The sequence below is a fragment of the Streptomonospora halophila genome (assembly GCF_039542725.1).
GTDB classification, from domain to species: domain Bacteria; phylum Actinomycetota; class Actinomycetes; order Streptosporangiales; family Streptosporangiaceae; genus Streptomonospora; species Streptomonospora halophila.
Genome location: NZ_BAABIK010000001.1, coordinates 297223 through 320331, shown reverse-complemented (window position 1 = coordinate 320331; position 23109 = coordinate 297223). Strand labels below are relative to the sequence as shown.

The following is a 23109-nucleotide window of genomic DNA, read 5'->3' as shown; positions in this document are numbered from 1 at the left end:
CCCGGGGGCGACACCTCGTTACTACAGGTCGTAGTAGCGTCGGGTGCATGGACTTCATCAACTCGGTACTCGTCTTCCTGCACCTGCTGGGGATGGCGGGCATCATCGCGGGATTCATGCTCCAGCTCATCGCCGGACACGCCGCGGGCCCCAAGAGCATCCTGCACAGCTCGCTGCTGCAGCTGGTGACCGGGCTGCTGCTGACCGGGCTGGCCGAGATGGGCGACGGTCCGGTCGACCACGCCAAGATCGGCGTCAAGCTCGTCGTCGCCCTGGCGGTGACGGTCGTGGCGATCCTCGACGTCCGCAGGCCCGACAAGCGCCTGGCGATCACCGCGGGCGCCCTCGCCGTCGTGAACGTGGCCGTGGCGGTGTTCGTCTAGCCTCTCCCCCGCCTCCGGGCGCGAACGCACCACCGGAGCACCTCCGCGCGCGGCGCGGCGGTGCTCGTTTCGCGTTCCGCGCCCCGCTCGCCGACGGCAGGCCTCCTCGCCGCTCGGACTCCTCGCGCCCGGCCCCGCGGGCTCTGCGGCTCAGTCGTCGTAGAAGACGCGCTCCATCACCGCGCGCGCCCGGCGCGTGGCCTGGCGGTAGTCCTGCACCATGCGGCCGACCGCGCCCTCGTCACCGTCGTCCCGGTAGCCCAGCGCGCCTGCCAGGATCGCCTGGTCGCGCAGCGGCTTGGGGATGGAGTCCGACGGCTTGCCCCGCACCAGCATGATCGCCCCCCGCACGCGGGCGGCCAGGCACCAGGCGGCCTCCAGGGTGGCGCCGTCCTCTGCGTCGAGCAGACCGTGTCCGACCGCCGCGTGCAGCGCCTCCAGCGTGCCCGTGGTGCGCAGTTCGGGCACCTCGTGGGCGTGCCGGAGCTGGAGGAGCTGGGCGACCCACTCGACGTCGGAGAGCCCGCCCCGGCCCAGCTTGGTGTGCGTGGCGGGATCGGCGCCGCGGGGCAGCCGCTCGGCCTCCATGCGGGCCTTGAGCTTGCGGATCTCACGCACCTGCGTGTCGCCGACGCCGCCGTCGGGATAGCGCATCGGGTCGATGATCCGGGCGAAGCGCTCACCGACCTCCGCGTCGCCGGCGACGGGCGCGGCGCGCAGCAGCGCCTGGCTCTCCCAGGTCGCCGACCAGCGCCGGTAGTAGGCGGCGTAGGAGTCCAGGGTGCGCACCATCGCACCGCTGCGGCCCTCGGGGCGCAGGTCGGCGTCCAGGAGCAGCGGCGGGTCGTGCGCCGGCATCTCCAGCAGCCGCCGCAGCTCCCGCACGATCGCGTCGGCGGTCTCGGTGGCGGCCACCGGGTCGGCGCCGGGCAGCGGCTCGTGCACGAAGACCACGTCGGCGTCGCTGGCGTAGGTCAGCTCCCGGCCGCCGAAGCGGCCCATGCCCACCACGCACAGCCGCGTCTGCGGCTCCTCGCCGCGCTGGTCGGCGACCCGCGCGCGAGCGGTGCGCAGTGCGGCCTCGATGGTCACCACGGTGATCGCGGTGAGCGCGTCGCCCACCGCCGCCACCGGCGAGACGTCCAGCAGGTCGGCCAGCGCCGTGCGCAGCAGCTCGCGGCGGCGCAGCGCCCGCACCGCCGCCACGGCGTTCTCGGCGGTGCCGTGGCGGCGCAGGGCGGCGTCGGCCTCGGCCTCCAGCGCGTGCGTGGGCCGCTGCACCAGGTCGGCGTCGTCGGCCAGGACGGCCACCGCCTCGGGCGCCCGCAGCAGCAGCTCGGTGACGTACCGGCTGGTCCCCAGCACCCAGGCCATGCGCTCGGCCACCCGCACGTCGTCGCGCAGCAGCCGCAGGTACCAGGGTGTGCCGCCCAGCGCCTCGCTGACCTTGCGAAAGCCCAGCAGCCCGGCGTCGGGGTCGGGGGCGTCGGAGAACCACCCCAGCATCACCGGCAGCAGCGTGCGCTGTATGGACGCCCGCCGCGACACCCCCGACGTCAGCGCCTCCAGGTGGCGCAGGGCCCCGGACGGGTCGGCGAAGCCCAGCGCGCTGAGCCGGTCGCCCGCCTGCTCCAGGGTGAGCCGCTGCTCGCCCTCGGGCAGGCGCGCCACGGCGTGCAGCAGCGGGCGGTAGAAGAGCTTCTCGTGCAGGCGCCGCACCTCTGCGGCGACGCGGCGCCAGGCCGACATGAACTCGGTGACGGGGTTGGCGCCGTAGCCCATGGCCCGGCCGAGCCGGCGCAGCTGCTCGGCGCCGTCGGCGCTGTCGGGGTCGGGCAGCAGGTGCGTGCGGCGCAGCCGGTTGAGCTGGAGCAGGTGCTCGACTCGGCGCAGGAAGCGGTAGGCGTCGGCGAGGCCGGCCGCGTCGTCGCGGCCCACGTACCCGCGCGAGGACAGCGAGTCGAGCGCGGCCAAGGTGTTGCCCGAACGCAGCGCCGGGTCGCTGCGGCCGTGCACGAGCTGGAGCAGCTGCACCGAGAACTCGATGTCGCGCAGACCGCCGCGGCTGAGCTTGATCTCCCGCTCGGACTCGGCGGGCGGGATGTGGGCGACCACGCGGCGGCGCATCGACTGCACGTCGTCGACGAAGTTGTCGCGGCCGGCGGCCTGCCAGACCATCGGCTCGATCGCCTCGGCGTAGGCGGCGCCGAGCGCGGCGTCGCCGGCGATGGGCCGGGCCTTCAGCAGCGCCTGGAACTCCCAGGTCTTGGCCCAGCGCCGGTAGTAGGACACGTGCCCCGACAGCGCGCGCACCAGGGGCCCGTTCTTGCCCTCGGGGCGCAGCGCGGCGTCGACCTGCCACAGGGTGCCCTCGGGGCCGGTCTCGGAGGGGATGCGCATCGTCTCGGCCGCCAGGCGCGCCGCGGCGCGCATCGCCGCCTGGTCGTCCTCGGCGCCGTCGGCGGGCTCGGCGACGAAGACGACGTCGACGTCGCTGACGTAGTTCAGCTCGCGGCCGCCGCACTTGCCCATGCCGATGACCGCCATCCGGCACAGCGCGGCCTGCTCGGGGTCGTCGGCCCGCGCGATCGCCAGCGCTGCGTCCAGCACCGCGGCGGCCAGGTCGGCCAGTTCGGCGCCGACGGTCTCCAGGTCGGCGGCGCCCGTGAGGTCGCGCCCGGCCAGCCGCAGCACGCGCCTGTGGTAGGCGACGCGCAGCGCGTGCGCAGGGCCGGCGGGGTCGTCGACCTTCTCCGCGGCGACGGGCGCCGCGGCGTTGGGGTCGGCGCCGACGATGTGCAGCATACCGGCCCGCAGCGCGTCGGGGCCGGGCGCACGGGCGGCGTCGGCGCCGCGCAGCTCGCGCCAGTCGCCGGGATGGCGGACCAGGTGGTCGGTGAGGGCGGTGCTGGCGCCGAGGACCTTGACCAGTCGGGCGCTGAGATCGGGGTCGGAGCACAGTGCGTCGAGCAGCTCGTCGGGCTCGGCGCAGCACTCCAGCAGGCGGGTCAGGCCCAGGAGAGCCTGGTCGGGGTCGGCGGCGGCGCCCAGTTCGTCGACGACGGCGGCGTGGCGCCCGGGATCGAGTCCGCAGTCCGCCAGCAGCCGCACCGCCCGCGCGCCGTCGCCGAAACCGCGCCTCGCCAGCGCACCGGCCGTCATGGTGAAAGTCTCCCGAGCCACGCTGATCACGGTAGCCGCCCGCGGCGATCCGCCGGTAGGCTGATCTAGTTGAACACACGTTCAACTTTCTCGCCGGCCTCCGGGGGTCGCGGCGGACGGCGCGCGAGGGCGCCGGCCGTCCGGAGCCCGCGCCCGGCGTGCCGGTGCGGCCGCGTCCCGCCTCCGCACCGCCCCCAGCACACCCGGCCCCGCTGCGGCCGGGCCGGAAGGAAAGAAGGCCGTCCATGACGTGGCTGCTGCTGTTAGCCGCGATCGCCGCCGAGGTCACCGGCACGATCGCGCTGCGCTTCTCCGACGGGTTCACGCGCCTGGTGCCCACCGCGGTCGCGCTGGCCGGATACGGCGCGGCCTTCTGGCTGCTGGCCCAGGTGCTGGTCCGCGGCATGAACATCGGGGTCGCCTACGGGGTGTGGGCGGCGCTGGGGGTGTCGCTGGTCGCGGTGATCGGCGCCGCCTTCCTGGGCGACGGCCTCACCTGGATTCAGGGCGGCGGCATCGTCCTGGTCATCGCGGGCGTGCTCGCCCTGGAGCTGGGAGGGGCGCACTGACCACCGAAGCCGCCGCCGACGGCCGCCGGGCGCGGGGCGAGCGCAGGCGCGCCGAACTGATCGCCGCGACGCTGCGCGTCGTGGAGGCCGGCGGGGTCGCCGGGGTGACCCACCGCGCCGTGGCGCGGGAGGCGGGCGTACCGGCGAGCTCGGCGGTCTACCACTTCGCCACCCTCGACGACCTGCTGGTGGCCGCGCTCACCTCGGCGACCGACACCTACGTCGAGCAGTTGCACGCGATGGCCCGGCAGCACGAGGACGTCCCGGCGGCGCTGGCCGGCCTGGTCGCCGACGGTGCGGTGACCGACCGCCGCCGCGCACTGGCCGAGTGCGAACTGACCCTGCTGGCGGTGCGCCGCCCGGCGCTGCGCCCGGTCGTGCGCCGCTACCTCACGGCGCTCACCGAGGCCGTCGCCCGCTGCACGGGCGATCCCACGGCCGTCCGCGCGGCGGTCGCGGCCGTCGACGGCCTGTTCCTGCAAGGGCTGCTGGACGAGCGCGGGGTCGAGGCGGCGGAGATCCGCGCGGTGCTCACGCACATCCTGGGCGCGGGCGAGGACAGCGGGCCCTGAACCGAAGGGCCACTGCCCCGGCGGCCCGCAACACCGCCCCGCTGGCGGACGCGCGAATGCGAGACACGATCTTCCCGTAAGCCTTCCCGGACCCGTCCCCACATCCCGCCGCTGACACCCCTGCGCCCCGCTACCCGCACCCACCGACCACGAGGCAGCGACCCGGGACGGGAACCACCGGGCGTCGCAGACCAGGCCGCCCCCGCCCCCCCGCCCCGCCTCGCAGCGGCCCCCGGACTCACGGCGACCCAGATCCGCGCGGGACGGGCTCAGCCGTCGCTCCCGTTCGCCGGGTCCCTGCGGGCTCCCGGGCGGAGGCGGGTCCACACGACGAAGGCCGCGACGCCCGTCGCCACCACGAGCAGAACCGCGGTGAGCACGCTGGTGACCGTGAGCACCCGCTGCGGTGCCGAGACCGCCGACGCTGCCTCGCGCACCGAGCCGTCGACCCGGTCGGCGTCGGTGGCGCAGGCCACCGGCGGTGCGCCCGCCTCGCTCTGGGCGCAGGCGGTGGTGGACATGCGCCACAGCCGCTCGCCGGGCTCGCCCAGGCGTACGCGGGCCGTGCGCTCGATCTCGGCGCCGGGCTCGACCACCACGCGCCAGGTCGCAACCCCGCCGCTCGCCGTGCCGCCTTCTCCCACGTCGACGAACCGCGCCTTCGCCGAGACGCGCTGGGAGACGATGGCGTGGCGCTCTTCGTCGCCTTCGTTGCGCAGCGTGAGGGTGTAGAGCACCTCCTCGCCCGCGGCGATGGTGTCGCGGTCGTCGGTGATGCGGACGCCCAGGGTCGCCCCCTCGACCGTCGCGGTGCGCTCGCCGGCACCCGGCTCCGCTGAATCGGCGGGAGCGAGCGCGGCGACCACCGAAGGCGGAGCCCCCGGTGCGAACGCCGCCGAGGCCGGCGTCCCGCTCCACGCAGCACCGGCCGCATCCGCCGCAGCGCCCTCCTTCCCCGGAGCGCCCGGCACGTCCGCCGCACCGGCGGCGCCCGCTGCGGCCGCCGCCACCATGGCCGCGGTCATCGCACCCGCCGCGCAGCGGCGGCCTAAGCTCCCGTTCCCGTCGGACACGTCCACCAGCCCCCGATCGCCCGTCCGGCCGTCGGAGCCGCTCTCCGTCACGAGCGGCCACACCGAAGACAACTACGCGCGTCCGGCCGAAAACGGAAAGTGACACGCCCACGGCAGTCCATCCGGAACCGCTGACCCGCCTCCCCGCCGTGGCATGAACTGTCGGAGACCGTCCCCACCGCCCCGCGAACCCTCTCGCACCCCAGGCGCCAAGCGCCATCCGCGCGGGCTCCGGATTCGCCGACGAGCAAGGCCCGCACCGCCCCCCACGCCGATGAGGCGCGATTCCGCGATCCCCCGTCAGCCGCCTCCGGCCAGAGGCTGCACACCGCCCCGCACGAGGTCCGCGAACGGGCGGCGCACGCGGGTCGTCCCGCACCCAAGCCGCGAAGCATCCGCACAGGCACAAGACACCGCCCCGGCGGGCTCAACCGCCACACGCGCGGCCCCGACCGCTCTGGCAGCCCTTCACAAGCCCCATCGGCGCGGCAGCCCCTCTACGAAGTCACGGGCCGCAGCGCGCAAGCGCCCCACCGCCTGCGCCACGCACCTCCGCCCGCCACCACCACTCCCGTGCACGCACCGCACCCAAGACGCGAAACATCCGCGCAGGCGAGGGACGGCATCACGGCAAACTCCCCCCGACGGACCACCGCCGCACGCGCGACCGCGCCGCTTCCGCTCGGGCGGGGCTTGCATCCGAACCCGGCCGGCCGGCGGGGCGGCGACCGGCTTTGCAGCGTCACCGTAAGAGGCCGGCGGAATGCGGCGTGAGCAGGGGACTTGCGCGCCCGGCGGCCCCGGCGGGCGCGCGGCCCGGCGGGGTTGATCGGGCGTGTCTTAGGCGCGGAGACCGGAATCCGCGGTGGTGAGCGCCGTCCGGGCGCGCACATAAGGCATTCGCCCGATGCGGGCACGGCCGTCTTACGGCGAGCGTGGACATCACCGGGGCAGAAGCGCCCGGCTTGGCACCACGGCAGTTCCACGAGAGTAGGTCATCGCCATGCACCCCGACTTCCTGCAAGCGGCCGCGGACGAGCGGATCGCCCGACTTCACGAGGAGGCCCGGCAGAGCAGGCTGCTGCGCGCGGCGCGGGCGCGGATCCGGCGGGCGCGCGGCCGGGATGAGGGCGCCGGTGGCGGAACCGCCGACGCGCTGCCCGAGCGGCAGCCGTCCGTCCCTTACACCGCCCCCGCCGACACCGCTCCGGCACCGGGTCCGGCCACCCGGGCCGGCGACGCTCCGGAGAACGCCGCCGAGCGCGCACCGGCCCCGTGCTGACCCGCGGGACGGGCCGGCCGGCCGCTTCCGGGCGGCCGGAGCCCCACTGGACGCGGTCTCCGGGCCCCGGCCGTCCGCGCCCGCGGCGGTCGGCCGGGCCCGTCCCTGCTCCGGCGGTCCCGCCGGCCGGAATTCCGATGGCCCGAACACCCCTTTTGTCGGCATACTGGACTGCATGACGCCTGTCGGCACCAGTCCCGTCTTCATCGGGCGCCAGCACGAACTCCGCACCCTCCTCGACCACGCGCACAGCGCGCGCTCCGGCGCCGGCGCGGCCACGGTGCTCGTGGGAGGTGACGCCGGGGTCGGCAAGTCCCGTCTGATCGCGGAGCTCTCCCAACGTGTCGCGGGCGGCGTGGTCGCCGGCGGATGCCTCGAACTGGGCGTCGACGGCCTGCCCTTCGCCCCCTTCGTCGCGGTGCTGCGCCAGATCCTGCGCGACCGCGGCCGCGCGGTCTTCGACGAGCTCGTCCAAGGGGGCGCGGACGGCTCGCTCATGGCCCAGGAGCTGGCCCGCCTGCTGCCGGAGCTGGGCACGCCGCCCGAGGACCGGCGCGAGGCGCGCGGCCTGCTGTTCGAGCAGGTGCTGCGCCTGCTGACCGGAGCCGCCGGCTCCGAAGGCCTCACGGTGGTCATCGAGGACCTGCACTGGGCCGACTCGGCCACCCGCGACCTGCTGGTGTTCCTGCTGCGCAACCTCGACTCCGCCGCCGTGCAGATCGTCGCCACCTACCGCAGCGACGACCTCCACCGCGGCCACCCGCTGCGCCGCCTGCTGCTGGAGCTGGAGCGCCTGCCCTCGGTCACCCGCATCACGCTGGAGCCCCTCACGCACGACCAGGCCGCCGAGCAGGCCGCGGCCATCCGCGGCCGGGAGCTGGAGCCCGACGAGGCGGCCGCGCTGTTCGACCGCACCGGCGGCAACCCGCTGTTCGTGGAGTCCCTGGCCGGCCAGAGCGGGTTCGTGGGCGCCGGGCTGCCCGAGCGGCCCCGGGAGCTGCTGCTGGCCTCCCTGGACGGGCTCGACGAGGCGCACCGGCGCGTGCTGCGCGTCGCCTCGATCGGCGCCGTCAGCGCCGCCCACATCGAGCACGAGCTGCTGGCCCACGTCGCGGGGCTCGGCGAGGAGGACCTCAACACCGCCCTGCGCGCCCTGGTCGACGCCAACGTGCTGCGCATCGACGGCAGCGGCTACCGCTTCCGGCACGCACTGCTGCGCGAGGCCGTGCACGACGAGCTGCTGCCCGGCGAGCACACCCTGCTGCACCTGCGCTTCGCCGAGGCCCTGGACGCCATTCCGGGCGCCGTCCCCTTGCACCGCCTCGCCGCGGAGCAGGCGCACCACTACTGCTCCGGCCACGACCTCCCGCGCGCCCTCAGCGCCTCCTGGTGGGCGGCCGTGCGGTCCGCGGAGACGCTCGCCTTCGCCGAGGAGCTGCGGATGCTGGAGCGCGTCCTGGAGTTCTGGGAGAGGGTTCCCGACGCCGTCGAGCGGGTCCAGGGCCACAACCACGTGCAGGTGGTCTCGCGGGCCGCGGCGGCGGCGCTGGAGAGCGGCGACTTCTTCCGGGCGCGGGCGCTGTGCGACTCGGGACTCGCCGAGATCCCCGCCGGCGCCGACGACGAGCAGAGCCGCACCGACCGCGCGACCCTGCTGCGCCGCCGCGGCCAGGCGCGCACCCAGATCTCCGACGGCGACGGGATCGCCGACCTGTTCGAGGCGATGGCCGAGCACCCGCCCCGCGAGCCCGGCTACGGTTTCGTGCTGTCGCTGCTGGCGCGGGAGGCGATGCTGCACCAGGACGAGTCGCTCACGGCCACCCCCGGAGTCGACGGGGTCCCGGAGGCCTCCTTCTGGTGGTCGAGTGCCACCGCGCTCGCCACCGAGGCGATCCGCCGGTCCCGCGAAGGCGGCGACACCTGCGCCGAGGCCGACGCCCTCATGACGCTGGGCACCTGCCGGATGAACGACGGCGACTTCGAGGAGGGCCGCGCGACCCTGGAGCGCGGGCTGGAGCTGGCGCGGGAGCTGCAGGACCCCTCGCTGCAGGCGCGCGGGATGGCCAACCTCTCCCACTACATGCGCGAGCGCGGGATGCACGAGGAGGCGCTCGTCCAGCTCGACGCCGCCATGGAGCGGCTGCGCGAGCTGGGGCTGATGAGCGCCAACGGGTGCTTCGTCGCACTCAACATCGCCGAGACCCGCTTCGACCTGGGCGACCTCGCGGGCTGCCGTGAGCTGGTGCGCAGCAGCATGATCGCCTCCCCTTCCCCCGCCCACCGCGTGTACCTGGCCACCGTGGCCGTGCGGGCCGCCCTGGCCCAGGGCGACGTCGAGGGGGCCCGCCGCAGCGCGGACGAGCTCGACCCCGAATGCGCGTCCGGACGCTCCCGCATCCACACGGTGCAGCTCAGCACCGCCGCACTGCTCGACCTGTACATGGCCGAAGGCGACCTCGCACGCGCGTCGGCGCTGGCGGCCAAGGCGCTGGAGGACATCGACTTCGACCGGTCGCCGGGCTACGGCTGGGTCCTGCTCGACCGCACCGCCGCGTTCCTGCGGCAGGCCGCCGAGATGCCCGAGGAGGTCTGCGCCGAGGCGGCGGCGGTGCGCGCGTGCGTCGAGCGGATCGTCGCCGGGCTGCGGACCGACGGACCGGTCCAGGCGGCCTTCCGGGCGACGGTGCGCGCACGGCTCGCATCGGCCGCGTGCGGCCTGGGGCCGGAAAGCGCGGCCGGCGCCGCCGCGGCCTGGCAGGCGGCGGTCGCGGCCTGGAGCAGGGTCAGCATGCCCCTGCACCGCGCCGACGCCCTGCTGCATGCGGCCGAGTCCGCGCTGGCCGCCGACCGCGGCGCACCGGTGGGCGACTGGCTGCGGGAGGTCGCCAAGCGCGCGTCGGAGCACGGCGCCGCCGTCCTGGAGGGCCGGGCCCGCGAGCTGGCGCGGCGGACCGGGGTGGCGCTGGAGGACGGCGGCCCGGTCGGCGGCGCGCCGCCGGCGTCCCCGCCCGGGGGGCTGACTCCGCGCGAGGCCGAGGTGCTGCGGCTGCTCGCCCGCGGCTACACCAACGCCGAGATCGCCCAGGAGCTGTTCATCGCGGCCAAGACGGCCAGCGTGCACGTCTCGCACATCCTGGCCAAGCTGGAGCTGCCCAACCGGGCCAGCGCGGGAGCCCGCGCACACGAGCTGGGACTCGTCTGACCGCCCTCCGGGCACACCCCGGCCGGGCCGTGCTCAGGACCGGGGCGTCCAGCGGTTGGTGATCGGCAGGCGGCGGTCGCGGCCGAAGTTGCGCGAGCTGATCTTGGGCCCCGGCGGGTACTGGCGGCGCTTGTACTCGGCCCGGTCGACCATCCGGATGACGCGCTCGACCAGGTCGGGCGGGTAGCCGTCGGTGGTCAGCTCGCGCATGCCCTTGTCGGTGCCGATGTAGGCGTCCAGCAGCCCGTCGAGCAGGTCGTAGTCCGGCAGCGAGTCGGTGTCGAGCTGGTCGGGCCGCAGCTCGGCGCTCGGCGGCTTGCTGATGGAGTTCTCCGGGATCGGCGGGGGCGCGCCGGTCCGCTCCGCCTCGGCGTTGCGCCAGCGCGCCAGCTCCCAGACCAGCGTCTTCCAGCAGTCCTTGATCGGCGCGAACCCGCCCACCGAGTCGCCGTAGAGGGTGGAGTAGCCGGTGGCCAGCTCGCTCTTGTTGCCCGTGGCCAGCACCAGGTGGCCCTCCTGGTTGGACAGGCCCATCAGCAGCGTGCCCCGCACCCGCGCCTGCAGGTTCTCCGCGGCCAGCCCCTCCAGAGTCAGGCCCTCCTCGAACGCCGCCACGATCGGCGCGATGGCCACCGTGCGCGAGGTGACGCCCTGGCGCTTGACCAGCTCCTCTGCGTCGGAGACCGAGTGCTCGCTGGAGTACCTGCTGGGCAGCAGGAGCACGTGGACGCGGTCGGCGCCCAGCGCGTCGACGGCCACCGTGGTGGTCAGCGCGGAGTCGATGCCGCCGGAGAGCGCGACCGCCACCGAGCCGAACCCGTTCTTGCGCGCGTAGTCGCGCACGCCCACCACCAGGGCGCGGTAGACCTCGCCGACGTCGGAGGCGGGGTCGGCGCGCGGGGTGAGCACCGGCGGCGCGGGCGCGTAGGGCTCGGCCGGCTCGCCCGAGAGCAGGTGGCGCACCACCCGCACACCGTCGACGGCCTCGCCGGGCCCCTCGGAGGGCGGCACGCCGCCGTCGGCCGCGGGCAGCGCCAGGTCGGTGACGAACAGGTCCTCTTCGAACTTGGGTGCGCGGGCGACCAGCTCGCCTTCGGCGTCGACGATCAGCGAGTCGCCGTCGAAGATCAGCTCGTCCTGGCCGCCGCTCATGTTCACATAGCCCACCGCGGCGCCGATCTCGCGGGCGCGGCGCTGGCACAGCTCCAGCCGGACGTTGTCCTTGTCGCGCTCGTAGGGCGAGGCGTTGACGGTCACCAGCAGTCCGGCGCGCGCACGCCGGGCCGCGGCCACGGGCCCGCCCCCCTGCCAGAGGTCCTCGCAGACCGCGAAGGCGACGTCGACGCCGTGCAGCCGCACGACCGGCAGGGTCTCGCCGGGGACGAAGTGCCGCGCCTCGTCGAAGACGCCGTAGTTGGGCAGGTGGTGCTTGGCCGAGCCGACCTCGACGCGGCCGCGGTGCAGCAGCGCGAAGGCGTTCTGCGGGGTGCCCGCGGGCTGGCCGTAGCGCTCCCCCACACCGACGCGGCGGCTGAGGTAGCCCACCGCCACGGGCAGCTCGCCCAGGCCCTCGTCGGCCAGGCGCTCGGCGAGCGCGGACACGGCCTTGACCGAGGCCGACACGAACGAGTTGCGCAGGGCGAGGTCCTCGACCGGGTACCCGGTCACCACGAGCTCGGGGAACACGGCCAGGTGCGCGCCCGCCTCGTGGGCGCGCCGGGCGTGGTCGAGCACGATCCGGCAGTTGCCGTCGAGGTCGCCTACGGTGGGGTTGACTTGCGCCATCGCGATTCTGAGCTGGGCCACGCATTCGAGACTAGTGGGTGGGGCGCCCGGCGCGCCGCACCCGGGTCCGGCGCAGCGGAGGGTCCGCGATGTGCGGCTGCGTACACTGTGGCCACGGCGGAGGGCGCGAGCTGCGTTAATGCGCCGGAAACCTGCGGCGTGCAAACTGGCGTAGGAGTCCGCGCCGGCCGCTGCAGGCAGCGCCGCGCGCATCACGACGAGGAAGGTGGACCGTGAACCGACAGCAGGAGTTCGTGCTCCGTACCCTGGAGGAGCGCGATATCCGGTTCGTGCGACTGTGGTTCACCGACGTGCTCGGTTACCTCAAGTCGGTCGCCGTCGCACCGGCCGAGCTCGAGGCCGCGTTCACCGAGGGCATCGGGTTCGACGGGTCGGCCATCGAGGGCTTCGCCCGGGTCTACGAGGCCGACATGCTCGCCCAGCCCGACCCCTCGACGTTCCAGGTGCTGCCCTGGCGCAACGAGCCGCACGGTACGGCCCGCATGTACTGCGACATCCTCATGCCCGACGGCAGCCCCAGCTACGCCGACCCCCGCCACGTGCTCAAGCGCCAGCTGAGCAAGGCCTCCGACCTCGGGTTCACCTTCTACACCCACCCCGAGATCGAGTTCTACCTGCTGAAGAAGAAGCCCGAGCTCGGCGAGCTGCCCGAGCCCAACGACTCCGGGGGCTACTTCGACCACACCCCGCACAACAGCGCGCACGACTTCCGGCGCAACGCGATCAACATGCTGGAGGCCATGGGCATCTCGGTGGAGTTCAGCCACCACGAGGGCGGCCCCGGCCAGCAGGAGATCGACCTGCGCTACGCCGACGCGCTGACCACCGCCGACAACATCATGACCTTCCGGCTGGTGATGAAGGAGGTGGCGATGGAGCAGGACGTCTACGCCACCTTCATGCCCAAGCCCTTCACCGAGTACCCGGGCTCGGGCATGCACACCCACATGTCGCTGTTCGAGGGCGAGCGCAACGCGTTCTACGAGGCGGGCGCCGAGTACCAGATGTCCAAGGTGGGCCGCGGGTTCATCGCCGGCCTGCTGCGCCACTCGGCCGAGATCACCGCGGTGTGCAACCAGTGGGTGAACTCCTACAAGCGCCTCTGGGACAACGCCGCCGCCTCGGCGGGCGCGGGCGGCGAGGCCCCCGCCTACGTGTGCTGGGGCCACAACAACCGCTCGGCGCTGGTGCGGGTGCCGATGTACAAGCCCAACAAGAGCAACTCCAGCCGGATCGAGTTCCGCTCGGTGGACACCGCCTGCAACCCCTACCTCGCCTACGCGGTGATCCTGGCCGCCGGGCTGAAGGGCATCGAGGAGGGCTACGAGCTGCCTCCCGGCGCCGAGGACGACGTGTGGGCGCTGACCGACGCCGAGCGGCGCGCGCTGGGGATCGCGCCGCTGCCCCAGAGCCTGGACGAGGCCATCCGGGCGATGGAGAACAGCGAGCTGGTCGCCGAGACCCTGGGCGAGCACGTCTTCGACTTCTTCCTGCGCAACAAGAAGGCCGAGTGGGAGTCCTACCGGCGCCAGGTGACCCCCTACGAGCTGCAGCGCTACCTGCCGACGCTCTGATCGGCGGCGCGCACCGCGCGGCCCCGCCCGCGAAACGGTCCGGGTCCCGCGCCCGCCGGGTGCGGGACCCGGCGCCCGCGTGCGACCGGCGTGTAGGCGGCGCACGTCTTCGGCCTCCGGCCGCCCCCGTGACCGCCGCCTAGTCGCCGTCGAGGAACTTCTCGCGTACCGCGTAGACGGCCGCCTCGGTGCGGGAGTGCAGCTGCAGCTTCTCCAGGATGTTGCGCACGTGGTTCTTGACCGTGTGCTCGGAGATGAACAGCTCCTCGGCGATCTCCTTGTTGTTCAGGCAGCGCGCCACGCGGCGCAGGACCTCGGTCTCGCGGCCGGTCAGCTGCGGTGCGGGGACTCGGCGGGCGCGGCCGCCGTCCTTCTTGGCCAGGGCGGTGAACTCGCCGATGAGCTTGGTGGCCATCGACGGCGTGATGAAGGACTGCCCGCTGGCGACGGCGCGCACGGCGGCGGGCAGCTCGTCGACGGAGATCTCCTTGAGCAGGTAGCCGGTGGCGCCCGCCTTGAGCGCCTCGAAGAGGTCGTCCTCCTCGTCGCTCATGGTCAGCATCACGATCTTGGCGCTGGGAACCATGTCCTTGATGCCGGTGCACGCGTCGATGCCGCTGCTGCCCGGCATCCACACGTCCATCAGCACGACGTCGGGCACCAGGTCGGCGGCGGTGCGCACCGCGTGCTCGCCGTCGCCGGACTCGCCCACCACGTCGATGTCGGGCTCGTCGTCCAGCACGGAGACCAGGCCGCGCCGGAAGAAGGCGTGGTCGTCGACGACGAGGACCTTGACGGGCGGCGCCTGGGTCGCGGACGGGGCCGCGAAGGCTGCCTCCGGGGCGGGGGGATGCCCACTCACAACGGAAATTCCCTCCTCGCGCGAGGTGGCCGGGTATCTTCTATTCGGACCCGCGGACATGAAACCCGCGAGTGCGTCGCCACCCCTCGGCGGCGCTGGTTGCGCGGTTCCCAAGACCGTTGTTCCAAACAGTTTATGCCATTGCCGCGTGCTTCAACAGTGGCGACTCGGGCGCGCCGGGATGCCGGAAACGGCGGCTTTGCCGGGCTTCCGCGTAGCCTTCGGACAATATATCCGGGCACGTACACGCCTCCACCCAATTCCGCCGATTCGTAGCCGATTACCGGATCACCGCACTCCACCGGACCCGGAAGTCGCTTCATATCGAGACGTTTTCACGTTACGGCGCCGACCGCTCGGCACCGTGCGGCCCGGAGCCGGCACACTCCGCACGGCGATGATTTCCTGCTGCCCGCCGAATTCATCCCTCTCCCGCATACCGCTCTCGGACACGGACCGGATTCCGCAGCGCCCCACCGTGCCTCACGCCGCTCCCCCGCCGCGCTCCCCCGCGGCTCGGGCGGCCCGCACGGCGGGCTGGACCGGCGCCGTCCCCACCGGGATGATCCGAGGGCCGCGCGGAGTTGGCCCACAGTGAAGGCCGCGAATCCTGCTATGGGATGATGAATCGGCCGACGGCGCCCAGTGCCGCCGCGCCTGTCCGACACCGTCCGGAGACGCCGCAGCCGCGCTTCGAGACACCGGAGGAAGCACTATGAGCACAACCGCAACACCCCCCGCCCTCTACGGCGGAAAGACCAACCGCAGGGTGAGCGTCCGCGACATCCTGCAGGCCAAGGAGCGCCAGGAGCGCTGGCCGATGCTCACCGCCTACGACGCGCTGACCGCCCGCGTCTTCGACGAGGCCGGAATCCCCGTCCTGCTGGTCGGCGACTCGGCGGCGATGGTCGTCTACGGCTACGACTCCACCCTGCCCGTCACCGTCGACGACCTGCTCCCGCTCACCGCGGCCGTCTCCCGGGCCACCAGGCGCGCGCTCGTTGTGGCGGACCTGCCGTTCGGCTCCTACCAGGGCTCGCCCGGGCAGGCGCTGGACGCGGCCTCACGGTTCATGAAGGAGGGCCACGCCCAGGCCGTGAAGCTGGAGGGCGGGCACCGCGTCGCCGCGCACGTCGAGGCGCTGGTCGGCGCGGGCGTCCCCGTCATGGGCCACATCGGGCTCACGCCCCAGTCGGTCAACACCCTCGGCGGCTACCGGGTCCAGGGCCGCGGCGAGGAGGCCGGCGCCGCGCTGCTGGCCGACGCCAAGGAGCTGGAGCGCGCCGGCGCGTTCTCCGTCGTGCTGGAGTGCGTGCCCAGCGAGCTGGCCGCCCGCGTGACCGAGCAGCTGAGCATCCCGACCATCGGCATCGGCGCCGGTCCCCGCACCGACGCCCAGGTGCTGGTCTGGCAGGACATGGCCGGGCTCAGCCCGCACGTGGCCAAGTTCGTCAAGGCCTACGCCGACCTGAACGAGACCCTGTCCACGGCCGCGCGCACGTTCGCCGACGAGGTCGTGCAGGGCTCCTTCCCCGACGCCGACCACTCCTACAACTGATCACCGGCGCCCGCCGGGAGCCGCCCCCGGCGGGCCGCCCACGCGTCCGCGCCGTCAGCGTGCGCGCCCGGCGCACGTCCGGGCCTTCCCGCCGCCGACAAGTTACTCGGTAGTAGAGTTTGCGGCATCCGTGCGCGCCCCGCCGCGCGAGTCAAGGGAGGCACCATGCGCATCTCCATGCCGCTGCAGTACGCCGGCGAGGCCAAGCCGGCCGTGGACCAGGTCGTCGAGTTGGAGAAGGCCGGGCTGGACACCCTGTGGGTGGCCGAGGCCTACGGCTACGACAGCCCCACCCTGATGGGCTACATCGCCGCGCGCACCGAGCGCGTCAACATCGGCTCGGCGATCCTGCCCGTCTACACGCGCACCCCCACCCTCATCGCGCAGACCGCGGCCGGGCTGGACTACCTCTCCGACGGGCGCGCCGTGCTCGGGCTGGGCGCCAGCGGCCCCCAGGTCATCGAGGGCTGGCACGGCGTCCCCTACACCAAGCCCCTGGGCCGGACCCGCGACGTCGTCGAGATCTGCCGCAAGGTGTGGGCGCGCGAGGAGCGCCTGAGCCACGACGGCCGCACCACCACCCTGCCGCTGCCGCCCGAGCAGGGCACCGGCCTGGGCAAGCCGCTGAAGATCATCAACCACCCGGTGCGCAGCGGCGTCCCGATCTTCTTGGCCTCCCTGGGCGAGAAGAACGTCGCCATGACCGCCGAGATCGCCGACGGTTGGCTGCCGCACCTGTTCATCCCGGAGAAGGCCGACTCGGTCTGGGGCGAGGCCCTCGCCCGGGGCAGAGCCAAGCGCGACCCCTCACTGGGCGAGCTGCAGATCTCCGCGGGCGGCCTGCTGGCCATCGGCGAGGGCGAGGAGACCCGCAAGCTCGCCGACTTCACCCGCCCGATGATCGCCCTCTACGTCGGGGGCATGGGCGCCAAGGGCAAGAACTTCTACAACGACGTCGCGCGGCGCTACGGCTATGAGGAGGCCGCCGAGCGCATCCAGGACCTGTACCTGGAGGGCAAGAAGGAGGAGGCCGCCGCCGCGGTTCCGGACGAGTTCGTGGAGCTGACCAACCTGGTGGGGCCGGAGTCCTACGTCCGCGAGCGCGTGGCCGCCTTCCGCGCGGCCGGTGTCACCCACCTCAACGTGACACCCGTCGGCGACGACCCGGTCGCGCTCGTGGAGAAGCTGCGCTCCATGCTGTAGCGGCGGGGCGGGCGGGGCCGGGCTGCGCCGGCTCCGCCCGCCGCGCGCGCCGGTCAGACGTCGGTGATGCGCAGTCCCGCATGCGCTTTGTAGCGACGGTTGACCGCGATGATGTTGGCGGTCAGCGCCTCGACCTGGTGGGCGTTGCGCAGCCGGCCGCCGTAGATCCCGCGGACGCCCGGGATGCGGGCGGCCAGCGCCCGCACGGTGTTGGTGGCGTCGCGGTCGTCGCCCAGCACCAGCACGTCCAGGTCGACCTCCTCGACGCCGGGGTCCAGCAGAACCACCGCCGAGACGTGGTGGAAGGCCGCGACCACGCGGCTGTCGGGCAGCAGCGCCTCGGCCTGCTGCGCCGCGCTGCCCTCGGGCACATCCAGGGCGTAAGGGCCCTTGGAGTCGAAGCCCAGCGGGTTCACGCAGTCGACGACCAGCTTGCCCGCGAGGTCGCCGGCCAGCGACTCCAGCAGGGCGCGGTGCCCGTCCCAGGGCACCGCGACGACGACCACGTCGCAGCCGCGGGCCGCCGCGGCGTTCTCGTCGCCGACGACCGGAAGGCCCTCGCCCAGCTCGTCGGCGGCGGTCTGCGCCCGCTCCCGGCTGCGCGAGCCGATGACCACCCGGTGTCCGGCCATCGCCAGCCGCAGCGCCAGGCCGCGGCCCTGGTCGCCGGTTCCGCCGAGCACGGCGACGGACAGGCCGGAGACGTCGGGGAGGTCGTGTGGGGTTCTCTGCTCTGCCATGCCACGATCCTGCCAGGTGCCCGCCGCAGGACCGAACCGGACTCGGTTTCGGGCGGGTCACCCGGTGCGGCGCCCGCTGCACCGACGCGGCGGGACCGACCCCCCGGTCAGCGCGCCGCCTCTCCCCGCCCGCGCGCTTCGCGGTGCTCGCGCCAGGCGCGGGAGAGCATGGAGACCGTGCGGCCGTCGGCGACGCCGTCGCCGGGCAGCCCGTTGGCGCGCTGGAAGTCCGCCAGCGCCCGGCGGCGCTCCTGCGGCGGCGCGGCGGCGTCCAGCTCGCCGATCTCGACGAGCATCGCGCGCACCTGCGCGGGTTCGGGCTCGGGGACCAGGCCGCGGGCGTCGACGACCGCCTGCAGCGCCGGAAGCACGGCGGCCAGGACGCGGCGCGGGCCGAACCGGCTGATCCCCGAGGGGCGGTGCGCGTGCCCGGCACCGGGTTCGGAGGAGGCGCTGTGCGCCACACCCCTTTCGGGCCGCCGGTTCCGGTGCCGCCACGTGATCGCGACCATATCGGCCTCCCCTCCTCTGGTGCGGTGTCTGCTGGCTCCTCCCGGTCTCCCGTCCTCAGTATCGGCATCCCCGCGTTAACGGGCATCATGCGCGGGTTCGGAATCGGGTTGGACCTAAGGAGGCATCCAGCGGCGCCGGCACCGCCGAAAGTCGGGCCGCCGCCTACGCCAGGGCGGGCCGGTCCAGGGTGAGGGTGCGCGCATCGGCGTCGAGGGTGGCCGCAGCGCCCAGCGGCACGGTGATCTGCGCGGCGCGGTGGCCGAAGCCGAACTCGCCCACCACCGGGACCCCCAGCGGCGCCAGCCGCTCCAGCATCAGCGTGCGCACTGCGGCGGCGTCGGGCGTGCAGCCCTCCCACGAGCCGAGCAGCACGCCGGCGGCGCCCTCGAGCCACCCGCTGCGCAGCAGCTGGGTCAGCATCCGGTCGATCCGCGAGACGTCCTCGCCCACGTCCTCCAGCAGCACGAGGCCGCCCCGGGCCGAGGGGCGGCTGTGCGGCGCGGCGAGGCTGTCGTTGAGCACGCTCAGGTTGCCGCCGACGGTCACTCCGCGCGCCGTGCCGCCCACGAGCGTCTCCGCGCCGGGAGCGCCGAGCACGGTGGCGGCCTCCGGCTCGAACAGCGCGGTGCGCAGGTGCGCGGCCGCGACCGTGTCCTCGCTGAAGGACTCCAGCGCCACCACCGGTCCGTGCAGGGTGGCGGCGCCCAGCTCCACCGCGAACGCCTCGTGCAGCGCGGTGACGTCGCTGAAGCCCACCAGCGTCTTTGCGGGCGCGCGGCGCATCGCGGCGAAGTCCAGCCGGTCCAGGACGCGGTGCGCGCCGTCCCCGCCGCGCGCGCACAGCACCGCGGCGGTGCGCGGGTCCAGCCAGGCGCGCTGGAGGTCCGCGGCGCGCTCCTCGTCGGTGCCGGCCAGGTAGGGCAGCCGGGGGTGGCGGCCGCGCAGGTGCTCGCCCTCGGCGGTCTCCAGGCCCCATTTGCGCAGCACGGACAGACCCGATTCGATCCCGTCGCAGGTCACGGGGCTGCACGGAGCGACAACCGAGACGGCGTCGCCGGGACGCAGCCGCGGCCCGCGCGCGCCCGGCGCCGCCGTCACCGGCGCAGCTCCAGATGCGGCGCGTCGGTCTCGAACCCGAACACCTGGGCGTAGAGGGACAGCTCGGCCTCCAGGGCCGCCCGGATCGTCTCCTTGCGGCGGAAGCCGTGCTGCTCGCCCTCGAAGGCCAGGTAGGCGTGCGGCACGCCGTTCACCCGCTGCACGAACCGCTCCGCCTGTGCGGGCGGGCATATCTCGTCCTCCAGGCCCTGCAGCAGCACGAACGGGGCGCTGACGTCGCCGGCGCGGTTGACCGGCGAGCGGTCGGCGTAGCGGCGCGCGGTTTCGGGCCAGGGGCCCACCAGGCTCTCCAGGTACTGCGACTCGAAGTCGTGGGTCTCGCCCGTGCGCCAGCCGGCGAGGTCGACGATGGGGAAGCTGATGACGGCGCAGGCGAAGACGTCGGTGAATGCCAGTGCCGCGGCCGCCGTCCACCCTCCGGCGCTGCCGCCGCGGATCGCGATGCGGCCGGGGTCGGCGGCGCCCTCCTCGGCGAGGGCGTGCGCGGCGGCCACGCAGTCCTCCACGTCGACGACGCCCCAGTTCTCCCGCAGCCGCTCGCGGTAGGCGCGCCCGTAGCCGGTCGATCCGCCGTAGTCGACCTCGACGACGCCGATCCCCCGGCTGGTGAAGTAGGCGACCTCCAGGTCACGGATCATCGGGGACCGGCCGGTGGGCCCGCCGTGGACCCACACCGCGTACGGCGGGCGCTCCCCCGGAGCCGGCTGGGCGTGCGGGTTGCGCGGCGGATACAGGTTGGCGTGCACCTCGCGGCCGCCGGGGCCGGTGAACACCCGCGGGCGCGGGACGGGCATGTAGTCCGGGTCCGCGGCGGTGCCCTCGGCTGCGGAGGCAGCGCCCGCGCCGCGGCCGCGGCGGTCGGGCGCGCTCAGCGACCGCCAGGACCCGCTCGGCCCCACGGCCACGATCTCGGGGGCGATGTCGGGCGCGGCGGCCGGGCAGACCAGGGTGTCGCCCGCGGCCCCGCCGACGGCCAGCCGGCCGAACCACTCGGTGTGGGGCGTGTCGGCGTCGGAGACGGTGCCGGTGGCGGGGTCGATCCGGCCCAGCGCGCTCGTGGCGCGCCCGTGCACGGCGGCCACCGGTCCGCGCGCCGGAACCGCCAGCCAGGTGTAGCCCAGCTGCCACAGCGCTCCGCCGAACTCCTCCTCGGCGGCCGCCGCGGGCCGCGGTTCGCCCCAGGTCCCGTCGGCGCCGGCGCTGATGCGGTAGGGGTTCCACCAGCCGGAGGGGTCGGCGACGCAGTAGAGGGTGTCGGCGTCGGCCCACTCGGCCTGGACCACGGAGACGCCGGGCCCGCCGGCGACGGTCGCGGGCGCGCCCGAGGTGCGCCCACCCGGCCCCAGGTCGGCGATGTGCAGCACGGTGCTGTCCCAGGGCATGTCGGGGTGGTCCCAGCCGATCCACGAGAGCCGCCGGCCGTCGGGCGAGACGCGGGGGCAGGCCAGGAAGCGGTGGCCGGCCGCGACCTCGCGCACGGCCGCGGGGTCGCCGGCGGCCGAGCCGTCCAGCGGGACGGCGACGATCGCCCGGCGCACGTCGGTGGGCGCGGGGCCGGTGCTGCGCTCGCACACGCACCAGACCTCCCGGCCCTCCGGCGAGAGCACGGGTTCGACGTAGCGCAGCCCGGCGGGCTCGGGTGGCTCCGGGGTCAGCGGCGCGGGCTCCCCGCCCGGCTGCCACAGGTACAGGCGCTGGTCGCCGAACTCGGCGAAGACCACGGCCGTGCCCGCCGCAGCGGGCACCAGCGCGTAGGGGCGGCCGCCGTACTCGTGCACGCGGCTGCGCACGTTCCAGGGCGCGGGCAGCATCTCCCGCGGGCGCGCCGCGGGGTCGTCCAGCCGCGTGCGGCACAGCGTGACGCGCCCGCCCTGGGCGGGGCGCGGCTCGGTCCACCACACCTCCTCGCCCAGGGCCGCCGGCCAGTTGGGGGCGCCCTCGTGGTCGGCGACGTCGCCGGCGCCGATCGGCGAGGGCCAGGCTCCGCAGGGGGGTGCGTCGTTCACGGTGGTGCCTCTTCCGTCGTCGCGGTCGCGGTGCTCGGTCGGGGGTGCGGGCGCGGGGTCAGCGCTGGCCGCGCAGGAAGCGGTCCAGCACGCGCACGCCGAAGCGCAGCCCTTCCACGGGGACGCGCTCGTCGACGCCGTGGAACAGGGCGCCGTGGTCCAGGCCGGGCGGCAGGTGCAGCGGCGAGAACCCGTAGCCGGCGATGCCGAGCTCGGCGAACTGCTTGGCGTCGGTGCCGCCGGTCAGGCACACGGGCACGACGTGGGCGCCGGGGTCGAAGGCCAGCAGCGCGTCGCGCATCTCGGCGACGATCGGCGCGTCCACCGGAGACTGCAGGGGCCGGGAGCGGTGGCGGTACTCCCACCGCACCTCGTCGCCGGTCAGCTCGTCGAGGGCGGCGGCGAACTCCTCCTCTGTCCCGGGCAGCACCCGCCCGTCGATCCCGGCCTCGGCCCGACCGGGGACCACGTTCACCTTGTAGCCGGCGTCCAGCACGGTCGGCGCGCTGCTGCAGCGGACGGTGGGGCGGACCAGATCGGCGGCGTCGCCGAGGGAGTCGACGAGCGCGTCGGTGTCGCGGGCCGGGTCGAACCCGGGGTCGGCGGTGGAGGCGGGCACGCCCGTCGCGGCGGCGACGCCGTCGAGCGCGGCGCGCGTGACGGGCGTCAGCCGCACCGGCCACTCGTGTGCGCCGATGCGGGCGACCGCGGCGGCCAGCGCGCTGACGGCGTTGTCCCGGTTGGTCTTGGACCCGTGCCCGGCGGTGCCCTCGGCGCTCAGCCGCAGCCAGGCGGTGCCCCGCTCGCCCGCGCCGACGGGATACAGCCGCACGGGCGTGCCGTCGGCGGCCGCGGCGTGCACCGTATGCCCTCCGGACTCGCCCACGGCCTCGGTGCAGCCCTCGAACAGACCGGCGTGCTCGCGGGCCAGCCACTCGGCGCCGTAGGCGGCGCTGTCCTCCTCGTCGGCGGTGAAGGCGAGCACGAGGCCGCGGCGGGGCCGCACGCCGGTGCGCGCCCAGTGGCGCACCAGCGCCAGCACCATGGCGTCGGTGCCCTTCATGTCGACGGCGCCGCGTCCCCAGACCATGCCGTCGGCGACCTCGCCGCTGAACGGATGGCGGCTCCACCGGGAGGCGTCGGCCGGCACCACGTCCAGGTGGCCGTGCACGAGCAGAGCGGGAGCGGCGGGGTCGGTGCCCTCGACCCGGGCGACCACGTTGGCGCGGCCCGGCGCCGACTCCAGCACTTGCGTGCTCAGGCCGGCGTCGGCGAGGCGCTCGGCGACGTACTCGGCGGCGGGCCGCTCGCACCCGTCGCCGCCGCCGCGGTTGGTGGTGTCGAGGCGGATCAGCTCGGAGGTGAACCGCACCGCCTCCTCGTCGAGCCGGTCGAGGCCGCCCGTTCCCGGGGCGGTTCCGGCTTCGGGCCGTCGTGCTGTGCGGGCGCGCTCCACCTCGTGCATGCCTTTCGTCGGTGCCCGCC

The 23109-nt window shown here is 74.8% G+C and carries 17 protein-coding genes; 8 read left to right on the top strand and 9 right to left on the bottom strand.

Going from position 1 to position 23109, the window contains the following annotated elements:
- Nucleotides 1-47 precede the first annotated feature (47 nt).
- Complete coding sequence (locus tag ABEA15_RS01365) at nt 48-383, top strand: hypothetical protein (RefSeq protein ID WP_344139539.1); 336 nt, start codon at nt 48-50, stop codon at nt 381-383.
- 150 nt (nt 384-533) lie between these two features.
- Here ABEA15_RS01365 and ABEA15_RS01360 read toward each other — a convergent pair whose 3' ends face one another.
- Complete coding sequence (locus ABEA15_RS01360; protein WP_345555204.1) at nt 534-3545, bottom strand: bifunctional [glutamine synthetase] adenylyltransferase/[glutamine synthetase]-adenylyl-L-tyrosine phosphorylase; 3012 nt, start codon at nt 3543-3545, stop codon at nt 534-536.
- Between the two features lie 245 nt (nt 3546-3790).
- Between ABEA15_RS01360 and ABEA15_RS01355 the strand changes: the two genes are divergently transcribed.
- Together ABEA15_RS01355 and ABEA15_RS01350 are read left to right on the top strand one after the other, a co-directional pair.
- Nucleotides 3791-4114 carry a DMT family transporter gene (locus ABEA15_RS01355; RefSeq protein WP_311543447.1) on the top strand — a complete coding sequence of 108 codons (324 nt, stop codon included), beginning with the start codon at nt 3791-3793 and terminating at the stop codon, nt 4112-4114.
- Complete coding sequence (locus ABEA15_RS01350) at nt 4111-4686, top strand: TetR/AcrR family transcriptional regulator (protein WP_345555203.1); 576 nt, start codon at nt 4111-4113, stop codon at nt 4684-4686. Before ABEA15_RS01355 ends, ABEA15_RS01350 begins: the two co-directional genes overlap by 4 nt.
- Nucleotides 4687-4955: 269 nt before the next feature.
- Here the strand turns inward: ABEA15_RS01350 and ABEA15_RS01345 are convergent, their stop codons facing one another.
- A complete protein-coding gene (locus tag ABEA15_RS01345; protein WP_345555111.1) occupies nt 4956-5711 on the bottom strand; it encodes a hypothetical protein in 756 nt (251 codons plus the stop codon).
- 1051 nt (nt 5712-6762) lie between these two features.
- Here ABEA15_RS01345 and ABEA15_RS01340 point away from each other — a divergent pair.
- Together ABEA15_RS01340 and ABEA15_RS01335 are read left to right on the top strand one after the other, a co-directional pair.
- A complete protein-coding gene (locus tag ABEA15_RS01340; RefSeq protein WP_345555109.1) occupies nt 6763-7041 on the top strand; it encodes a hypothetical protein in 279 nt (92 codons plus the stop codon).
- Nucleotides 7042-7216: 175 nt separating this feature from the next.
- Nucleotides 7217-10243, top strand: coding sequence for a helix-turn-helix transcriptional regulator (locus tag ABEA15_RS01335; RefSeq protein WP_345555107.1), 3027 nt, complete (start codon nt 7217-7219; stop codon nt 10241-10243).
- A 33-nt stretch (nt 10244-10276) separates the two neighbouring features.
- On the opposite strand, the gene ABEA15_RS01330 is transcribed toward ABEA15_RS01335, so the two are convergent.
- Complete coding sequence (locus ABEA15_RS01330; protein WP_345555105.1) at nt 10277-12049, bottom strand: NAD+ synthase; 1773 nt, start codon at nt 12047-12049, stop codon at nt 10277-10279.
- Between the two features lie 212 nt (nt 12050-12261).
- Between ABEA15_RS01330 and ABEA15_RS01325 the strand changes: the two genes are divergently transcribed.
- Entirely contained in the window at nt 12262-13623 is a 1362-nt protein-coding gene (locus ABEA15_RS01325) for a glutamine synthetase family protein (RefSeq protein ID WP_344139555.1), read from the top strand.
- Nucleotides 13624-13762: 139 nt separating this feature from the next.
- Here ABEA15_RS01325 and ABEA15_RS01320 read toward each other — a convergent pair whose 3' ends face one another.
- Nucleotides 13763-14485 carry a response regulator gene (locus ABEA15_RS01320; protein WP_344139558.1) on the bottom strand — a complete coding sequence of 241 codons (723 nt, stop codon included), beginning with the start codon at nt 14483-14485 and terminating at the stop codon, nt 13763-13765.
- Nucleotides 14486-15200: 715 nt separating this feature from the next.
- On the opposite strand from ABEA15_RS01320, the gene panB reads away from it, so the two are divergent.
- Nucleotides 15201-16043: a 3-methyl-2-oxobutanoate hydroxymethyltransferase gene (gene panB, locus ABEA15_RS01315; protein WP_345555102.1), complete on the top strand. Its 843-nt coding sequence runs from the start codon at nt 15201-15203 to the stop codon at nt 16041-16043.
- Between the two features lie 165 nt (nt 16044-16208).
- Complete coding sequence (locus ABEA15_RS01310; RefSeq protein WP_345555100.1) at nt 16209-17246, top strand: LLM class F420-dependent oxidoreductase; 1038 nt, start codon at nt 16209-16211, stop codon at nt 17244-17246.
- 53 nt (nt 17247-17299) lie between these two features.
- On the opposite strand, the gene npdG is transcribed toward ABEA15_RS01310, so the two are convergent.
- From npdG to ABEA15_RS01285, 5 genes are all read right to left on the bottom strand, one after another.
- The gene (npdG, locus tag ABEA15_RS01305; RefSeq protein ID WP_345555098.1) at nt 17300-17986 is read right to left on the bottom strand and encodes an NADPH-dependent F420 reductase; all 687 of its coding nucleotides are present in this window, start codon (nt 17984-17986) and stop codon (nt 17300-17302) included.
- Nucleotides 17987-18093: 107 nt separating this feature from the next.
- Nucleotides 18094-18498 carry a peptidoglycan-binding protein gene (locus ABEA15_RS01300; RefSeq protein ID WP_345555097.1) on the bottom strand — a complete coding sequence of 135 codons (405 nt, stop codon included), beginning with the start codon at nt 18496-18498 and terminating at the stop codon, nt 18094-18096.
- 163 nt (nt 18499-18661) lie between these two features.
- A complete protein-coding gene (locus ABEA15_RS01295) occupies nt 18662-19597 on the bottom strand; it encodes a S66 peptidase family protein (protein ID WP_345555096.1) in 936 nt (311 codons plus the stop codon).
- Entirely contained in the window at nt 19594-21624 is a 2031-nt protein-coding gene (locus ABEA15_RS01290) for a dipeptidyl-peptidase 5 (RefSeq protein WP_345555094.1), read from the bottom strand. Before ABEA15_RS01290 ends, ABEA15_RS01295 begins: the two co-directional genes overlap by 4 nt.
- 58 nt (nt 21625-21682) lie before the next feature.
- Entirely contained in the window at nt 21683-23089 is a 1407-nt protein-coding gene (locus ABEA15_RS01285) for a M20/M25/M40 family metallo-hydrolase (protein ID WP_345555092.1), read from the bottom strand.
- Nucleotides 23090-23109 lie beyond the last annotated feature (20 nt).

Coding starts and splice junctions, on each gene's coding strand:
- ABEA15_RS01340 (WP_345555109.1), top strand. CDS start 6,763: ATGCACCCCGACTTCCTGCAAGCGGCCGCGGACGAGCGGATCGCCCGA.
- ABEA15_RS01335 (WP_345555107.1), top strand. CDS start 7,217: ATGACGCCTGTCGGCACCAGTCCCGTCTTCATCGGGCGCCAGCACGAA.
- ABEA15_RS01300 (WP_345555097.1), bottom strand. CDS start 18,498: ATGGTCGCGATCACGTGGCGGCACCGGAACCGGCGGCCCGAAAGGGGT.
- ABEA15_RS01355 (WP_311543447.1), top strand. CDS start 3,791: ATGACGTGGCTGCTGCTGTTAGCCGCGATCGCCGCCGAGGTCACCGGC.
- ABEA15_RS01360 (WP_345555204.1), bottom strand. CDS start 3,545: ATGACGGCCGGTGCGCTGGCGAGGCGCGGTTTCGGCGACGGCGCGCGG.
- ABEA15_RS01365 (WP_344139539.1), top strand. CDS start 48: ATGGACTTCATCAACTCGGTACTCGTCTTCCTGCACCTGCTGGGGATG.
- ABEA15_RS01310 (WP_345555100.1), top strand. CDS start 16,209: ATGCGCATCTCCATGCCGCTGCAGTACGCCGGCGAGGCCAAGCCGGCC.
- ABEA15_RS01345 (WP_345555111.1), bottom strand. CDS start 5,711: ATGACCGCGGCCATGGTGGCGGCGGCCGCAGCGGGCGCCGCCGGTGCG.
- npdG (WP_345555098.1), bottom strand. CDS start 17,986: ATGGCAGAGCAGAGAACCCCACACGACCTCCCCGACGTCTCCGGCCTG.
- panB (WP_345555102.1), top strand. CDS start 15,201: ATGAGCACAACCGCAACACCCCCCGCCCTCTACGGCGGAAAGACCAAC.
- ABEA15_RS01285 (WP_345555092.1), bottom strand. CDS start 23,089: ATGCACGAGGTGGAGCGCGCCCGCACAGCACGACGGCCCGAAGCCGGA.